This window comes from Bradyrhizobium sp. AUGA SZCCT0283 (assembly GCF_018130385.1).
Taxonomy (GTDB): domain Bacteria; phylum Pseudomonadota; class Alphaproteobacteria; order Rhizobiales; family Xanthobacteraceae; genus Bradyrhizobium.
In genome coordinates this window covers 284,568-291,258 of sequence record NZ_JAFCLU010000005.1, presented here as the reverse complement: position 1 = coordinate 291,258, position 6,691 = coordinate 284,568, and the positions used below count along the sequence as shown (strand labels likewise).

The window sequence follows — 6,691 nt, the reverse complement described above, 5'->3', positions numbered from 1 at the left end:
TCGACCTGGGTCCAGGAGATCTTCGAATTGTTGCCGCGGCAGTCGCCACGCTTGGTGACGAAATTGTAGATGCCGCCGACGCCCTCGGAATTGCCGGGGTACCAGTTCTGCACCGTCGAATACTTGATCTCGGCATCGTCGAGCGTCACGAGTTCGACGACGGCGGCATGCAACTGGTTCTCGTCGCGCTGCGGCGCGGTGCAGCCTTCGAGATAACTGACATAGGCGCCCTTGTCGGCGATGATCAGCGTGCGCTCGAATTGTCCGGTGTTGCGCTCGTTGATGCGAAAATAGGTCGACAGCTCCATCGGGCAGCGCACGCCCGGCGGCACGTAGACGAACGAGCCGTCGGAGAACACCGCCGAGTTCAGCGTCGCGAAATAATTGTCCGAGGTCGGCACGACCGAACCGAGATACTTCTTCACCAGTTCGGGATGCTCGCGGATCGCTTCCGAGATCGGCATGAAGATCACGCCGGCGGCCTTCAATTCCTTCTGGAACGTGGTGGCGACGGAGACCGAATCGAACACGGCATCGACCGCGATCTTGCGCTCGCCTTCCGGCCGCACGACGCCTTCCAGCACCTCGACTTCGCGCAGGGGGATGCCGAGCTTCTCGTAGGTCTTGAGGATTTCCGGATCGATCTCGTCGAGCGAGCCGATCTGCTTCTTTGGCTTCGGCGCCGAGTAATAATAGAGATCCTGGTAGTCGATCCTGGGGTAGTTGACGCGGGCCCAGGTCGGCTCGGTCATGGTCAGCCAGCGGCGATAGGCCTCCAGCCGCCATTCCAGCATCCAGGCCGGCTCGTTCTTTTTCGCGGAGATGAAGCGGACGGTGTCTTCCGACAGCCCCTTGGGTGCCTTGTCGGACTCGATCAGGGTCTCAAACCCATATCGATACTGGTCGACGTCGATGCGCTTCACGCGCTCGACCGTCTCTTGTACGGCTGGCATTCCATCCTCCGCTCGCGGTTTCAAGGACCGCGGTGGAACAATTCAGTGACGAAGCTTTTCCGGCGAAACTTGCTTAGAACGGTTCAAGCCGTGTTTCGTCGCCCTCTAAGTAAGGCATCGGCAAGCTTTCGCCAAGCCTGAAGGGCCAAATCAATGTCTGCCTCAGTGGTAGACCAGCCCAGACTGAGCCGCACCGCTCCCTGCGCCAGTTCCCCGCCAACCCCCATAGCGGCCAGGACGTGAGACGCCTGGACCTTGCCGGACGAGCAGGCGGACCCCGAGGATACCGCAATACCACCGAGATCGAAGCCAATTACGGCCGTTTCGGCCTTGAGCCCGGGAACGGTGAACAGGGTGGTATTGGGCAGGCGCGGCACGCCCTCGGAGAACACGATCATGTCGGGAGTTTGCTTCAGGCCGGCCTCAAGGTGCTCCCTCAGGCCCCGCAGCCGGGCCGCATCGCCTTCCAGGGCGGCCATGGCGGCCCGCACGGCAGCGCCAAATGCCGCGATCCCTGCGACGTTCTCGGTGCCGGCCCGGCGGCCCAGCTCTTGACCACCGCCACGCAGCAGCGGCTGCAGCCCCTGCACGTCCTCGGTCAGAACCAGCGCGCCGACACCCTTGGGGCCGCCGATCTTGTGCGCAGAAAGCGTGACCAGATCGGCCTTCATCAATTTGATATCAAACGGTATTTTTCCCAACGCCTGGATTGCGTCGACGTGCAGCAGCCCGCCCGCTTCATGCACGATGTCAGCGACTTCGCCGGCCGGTTGAAGCGCGCCGGTCTCGTTATTGGCCAGCATGACCGAGACAAGCGCTGGCTGCCCAACGGCAAGAAGCCTGCGCAGATGGTCGACGTTGACCAGTCCCGATCCGGTGACCTGGATGGCCCCGATCGCCTCCGGCGAGAAGCGTCCGCCCGACAGCACCGACGCATGTTCGATGGCCGAGACCAACAGCCGGCGGACCGGTTCGCCCGCGCCCCGGCGTAGTCCCGGCGTCAGCGCCAGCACATTCGCCTCCGTACCACCCGACGTAAACACCACATCCTGCGGCCGGGCGCCGACGGCGGCCGCGACGGCGGCACGGGCGTCCTCGACCAGCCGGCGCGCCTGACGCCCTTCGGCATGGACCGAGGACGGATTGCCGGCCACCTCCCAGGCAGTCGCCATCGCCTGCCTGGCCTCGGGCCGAAGCGGCGTCGTCGCATTCCAGTCGAGATAGACCCGGTTGGGCATTTCCGTACAATACTACCTATATCGGCCGGCAACTCCCGCGAGCCTCGGCCTCACGCCGGCGCAAGAAGCCTTATGGCAATTGGGGATCGCGCCGTCTCTTACAATCATAGCCTAACGCCTTGAACTGCCTTCCAGATGTTCAAGATGCTTGCTTTTTGCCCCTCGCCTCATGCTAGAAGGCCGCAACCAGTTCACGGGAGCGCCCGTCCGCGCATCGCTCAACGACGCATGATCACATTTTCTCTGTCCGATCACGTCCGTTGCCTAGGGATCATCAATGCCTGAAGTCATTTTCACCGGCCCCGCGGGCCGCCTCGAAGGCCGTTATCACCCGGCCAAGCAGAAGAACGCGCCGATCGCGATGATCCTGCATCCGCACCCGCAATTCCACGGCACGATGAACCACCAGATCGTCTACCAGTGCTACTACGCGTTTGCGCATCGCGGCTTCTCGGTGCTGCGATTCAATTTTCGCGGCGTCGGCCGCAGCCAGGGCTCGTTCGATCACGGCACCGGCGAGTTGTCGGATGCGGCTTCCGCGCTCGATTGGGCGCAGACCATCAACCCCGAAGCGCGCGCCTGCTGGGTCGCCGGCTTCTCGTTCGGCGCCTGGATCGGCATGCAGCTGTTGATGCGCCGGCCCGAGGTCGAGGGTTTTATCTCGATCGCGCCGCCCGCCAATCTCTACGACTTCTCCTTCCTCGCGCCCTGCCCGTCCTCGGGCCTGATCGTGCATGGCGAGAAGGACGCGGTGGTGCCGCCCAAGGACGTCAACACGCTGGTCGAGAAGCTGAAGACGCAAAAAGGCATCGTGATCGACCAGCAGATCATCCCCGGCGCCAACCACTTCTTCGACGGCAAGCTCGAGCCGCTGATGGAAACGGTGACTGGCTATCTCGACATGCGGCTCGCCAACGTCCGCTGAGACGGCAGGCCTTCTTGTAGCCCGGATGGAGCGCAGCGAAATCCGGGCTACGGCGACGTCTGCATGTGTCAGGCCGCCAGCTTCAGCATATGCGCGTCATGGCGCACCAGAAACGCGTGCAGCAATTGCGGATAGTCGGGCCCCACCGCCGTACGCACGCTCGGCCGCTGCGCCAGCGCCTCTCGCCATGCGCGCACCTTCGGCGTATCGGCAAACACCGAAAGATCGATCAACTGATCGAACACATCAAAATAGCGGTAGATCGGCGCGAACACCGCATCCACCAGGCTGAAATCCTTGCCGGTAAAGAACGGTCCCGCACGGAGCGTTTTCTCGACCTGTGCGAACTTCGCGGCTACCGCCTTCCGCTTGGTTTCAAAGACCGCGGGATCATCAGTCGTCTCGAGGCCCCAGAGCTCGCTCAGAATCGTGGAGCCGAACTCCATCCAGGCGCGATGCCGCGCCCGTTGCAGCGGATCCTGCGGATGCAGTTTTGCGCCGCCTTGCGTATCTTCGATGTACTCGCAAATTACGTTGCTCTCGAACAGCGCCGCTTCGCCAGCCTCGGTCTGGACCAGAAGCACCGGCACCTTGCCGAGCGGCGAAATCTTCAGAAACCAGTCCGGCTTGTCGGCGAGATCGATATCGATCCGCTCGAACGGAACGCCCTTCTCGGTGAGCGCGATCACCGCGCGCTGCACATAGGGGCAAAGCTTGTGGCTGATCAGTTTCAGGGCAGCGGCCATGGCGATTCCTCCGATTTAATGCATCCGCATCTATTTAGATGCAAATGCATCAATCTGTCAACCGGTGACCTGCCGTGGCCGAACAACAAGGCCTGTGGAGATCGGGCTGGGCTGTGACGACGGACCATCCCGTGCCCCGGACGCCAGCGGCGTGAGTGGTGCGAGCCACGGCCCGTTCTACTTTGCATGGGGTTGTTTTCGCGATTTTGTGCCTGGGCCTGCGGTGTGCCGCCGAAGCGCGGCGGCCGGGGCACCAGATCGTTGGTGCTACGTGCTGCTCCACCCAATCCGCCCTAGGGCCGCGCGATCATCCCGCCGGTCATCGGAAACGGCACCCCGGTGGTGGCGGGGTAGCTCAGCGGCAGGCCTTTCAGGCCCCGCGCGGCCAGGAATCCGAAAGCCTGCGCCTCGATGGCGTCGGACGCCCAGCCCAGCGTGTCTGCGGCCCGGACGGTCGCCGGCGCCAGGCACTCGCGCAGCATCCGCAGCATGGTCAGGTTGCGGGCGCCGCCGCCGGCCACGATCCAGTTCTTGGGCTCCTTCGGCAGCAGCGGCACCACGCGGGCGATCGCGGCTGCGGTAAAGGCGGTCAGCGTCGCCGCGCCATCCTCGGGCGGTACATCGCCGAGCTTCAGCGTCGCAAAATCGTTGCGATCGAGCGATTTCGGCGGGGGCAGCGAAAAGAACGGCATCTGCAGCGCGCGGTTGATCCAGGCCGCATCGACCTTGCCCAACGCGGCGGTGCGGCCCTCGTTATCGAAGCGCTGATTCAGCCAGCGGAACATGTAGTCGTCGAGCAGCGCGTTGCCCGGACCGGTGTCGCAGGCGATCAGCGTGTCGCCGTCGATATAGGTGATGTTGGCGACCCCGCCGATATTGACCACGACGGTCGGCCCTTCCCAATCCAGCGATTGGGCCAGCGCGCGGTGATAGACCGGCACAAAGGGCGCGCCCTGCCCGCCGGCATCGACGTCGGCGGCGCGGAAATCGTACATGACCGGAATGTGGATCGTCCTGGCGAGCGCCGGCGCGTCGCCAAGCTGGACCGTCAGCTTTTTCTCGGGCCGGTGCAGCACGGTCTGGCCGTGAAAGCCGACAATGTCGATATCGTCGAAGCGCATCCGGTGTTGCGCGGTAAAGGCGGCCACCGCTTCGGCATGGGCAGATGTGACGACCCGCTCGGCCTCGCGCAGGCAGCCCGGCCGGGCCTCCCGATCCGGCAGGTCGGCGGCCTCGTACAGCGCCTGCCGCAGCAGGCCGCGCTCCATTTCGGTATAGGGACGGTATCCAGACGGCCCCAGGGCGCTCACCCGGCGACCGTCGGTCTCGATCAAAGCGACATCGACCCCGTCGAGCGAGGTGCCGCTCATCAGACCTAGTGCCGTCAACATCATGTTAAATCGTGCCTTTGCAACGCCCTGCTCGATCCGTCCCGCCGACGACGATCAGCTTGTGCCAAACACAGACATCTTATAATGCCACAGCGCCCGGCTCTTCGGCAGCCTGTTCCGCCACGGTTTCCGCAACTCGTTACAATTACAGTGAAAATAGAATGATCAGAGCAGCCCGCCCATGACCGCATTTAAATCAGATTTCCTGAACATTTTACAGGAACGCGGCTTCATCCACCAATGTTCCGATTTCGAGGGCCTCGACGCGCTGGCCGCGAAGGGTCAGGCGACTGCCTATGTCGGCTACGACTGCACGGCGCCGTCGCTGCATATCGGCAACTACCTGACCATGATGATGCTGCACTGGCTGCAGCAGAGCGGCAACAAGCCGATCACCCTGATGGGCGGCGGCACCACCATGGTCGGCGACCCCTCGGGCAAGGATGAATCGCGCGCCATCCGTTCGATCGAGGAAATCGAGGCCAACAAGGCCTCGATCCGCGGCGTGTTCGCGAAGGTACTACGCTACGGTTCCGGCCCAAGCGACGCCATCATGCTCGACAATGCCGAGTGGCTGACGAAACTGAATTGGATCGAGATGCTGCGCGATATCGGCCGGCATTTCTCCGTCAACCGCATGCTGACGATGGACTCGGTGCGGCTGCGTCTCGAACGCGAGCAGGAGATGAGCTTCATCGAGTTCAACTACATGGTCTGCCAGGCCTACGACTTCGTCGAACTGGCGCGGCGCACCGGGTGCCGGCTGCAGATGGGCGGCTCCGATCAATGGGGCAACATCGTCAACGGCGTCGATCTCGGCCGCCGCATGGGCACGCCGCAATTGTTCGCACTGACGACGCCGCTCTTGACGACCGCGTCAGGCGCCAAGATGGGCAAGACCGCGCAAGGCGCGGTGTGGCTGAATGCCGACCAGTTCAGCCCTTACGACTTCTGGCAGTATTGGCGCAACGTCGAGGACGCCGATGTCGTCAAGTTTCTAAAGCTGTTCACGATCCTGCCGATGAGCGAAATCGCAAAGCTCGCGGCATTGCAGGGCGGCGAGATCAACGAGGCCAAGAAGGTGCTGGCGACGGAAGCCACCGCGCTGCTGCACGGTCGCGACGCCGCCAACACGGCCGCCGAAACCGCGCGACAGACCTTCGAGCAAGGCGCGATCGCGGAGAGCCTGCCCACCGTGGAAGTTTCGCATGGCGAGCTCGAAGCCGGCGCTGGCGTGCTGGGGCTGTTCGTGAAAGCGGGCCTGGTGGCCTCGAACGGCGAAGCACGGCGCCAGATCAAGGGCGGCGGCTTGCGCGTCAACGATGCCGCCGTGACCGACGAGAAGATGATCCTGACGCCGTCCAACCTCACGCCGGAAGGCGTCATCAAGCTTTCCATGGGAAAGAAAAAGCACGTCCTGCTCAAGCCAGCTTGAGCC

General features: G+C 63.4%; 6 protein-coding genes. 2 read left to right on the top strand and 4 right to left on the bottom strand.

Annotation, left to right across the window (positions count from 1 at the left end):
- Together sufB and JQ624_RS10450 are read right to left on the bottom strand one after the other, a co-directional pair.
- Positions 1-953: Fe-S cluster assembly protein SufB (gene sufB / locus JQ624_RS10455; RefSeq protein WP_212418784.1), on the bottom strand; the 953-nt coding region annotated here is incomplete at its 3' end.
- 83 nt (positions 954-1,036) lie between these two features.
- Positions 1,037-2,191, bottom strand: a complete 1,155-nt coding sequence (locus tag JQ624_RS10450; protein ID WP_212418783.1) for a cysteine desulfurase family protein — start codon at positions 2,189-2,191, stop codon at positions 1,037-1,039.
- Between the two features lie 277 nt (positions 2,192-2,468).
- On the opposite strand from JQ624_RS10450, the gene JQ624_RS10445 reads away from it, so the two are divergent.
- Positions 2,469-3,116: an alpha/beta hydrolase gene (locus JQ624_RS10445; RefSeq protein WP_025589847.1), complete on the top strand. Its 648-nt coding sequence runs from the start codon at positions 2,469-2,471 to the stop codon at positions 3,114-3,116.
- 68 nt (positions 3,117-3,184) lie between these two features.
- Here the strand turns inward: JQ624_RS10445 and JQ624_RS10440 are convergent, their stop codons facing one another.
- The gene (locus JQ624_RS10440; protein ID WP_212418782.1) at positions 3,185-3,862 is read right to left on the bottom strand and encodes a glutathione S-transferase family protein; all 678 of its coding nucleotides are present in this window, start codon (positions 3,860-3,862) and stop codon (positions 3,185-3,187) included.
- A 293-nt stretch (positions 3,863-4,155) separates the two neighbouring features.
- Entirely contained in the window at positions 4,156-5,256 is a 1,101-nt protein-coding gene (locus tag JQ624_RS10435) for an anhydro-N-acetylmuramic acid kinase (RefSeq protein WP_212418781.1), read from the bottom strand.
- A 178-nt stretch (positions 5,257-5,434) separates the two neighbouring features.
- Between JQ624_RS10435 and tyrS the strand changes: the two genes are divergently transcribed.
- The gene (gene tyrS, locus JQ624_RS10430; RefSeq protein ID WP_212418780.1) at positions 5,435-6,688 is read left to right on the top strand and encodes a tyrosine--tRNA ligase; all 1,254 of its coding nucleotides are present in this window, start codon (positions 5,435-5,437) and stop codon (positions 6,686-6,688) included.
- Positions 6,689-6,691 lie beyond the last annotated feature (3 nt).

Coding starts and splice junctions, on each gene's coding strand:
- JQ624_RS10440 (WP_212418782.1), bottom strand. CDS start 3,862: ATGGCCGCTGCCCTGAAACTGATCAGCCACAAGCTTTGCCCCTATGTG.
- tyrS (WP_212418780.1), top strand. CDS start 5,435: ATGACCGCATTTAAATCAGATTTCCTGAACATTTTACAGGAACGCGGC.
- JQ624_RS10445 (WP_025589847.1), top strand. CDS start 2,469: ATGCCTGAAGTCATTTTCACCGGCCCCGCGGGCCGCCTCGAAGGCCGT.
- JQ624_RS10450 (WP_212418783.1), bottom strand. CDS start 2,191: ATGCCCAACCGGGTCTATCTCGACTGGAATGCGACGACGCCGCTTCGG.
- JQ624_RS10435 (WP_212418781.1), bottom strand. CDS start 5,256: ATGATGTTGACGGCACTAGGTCTGATGAGCGGCACCTCGCTCGACGGG.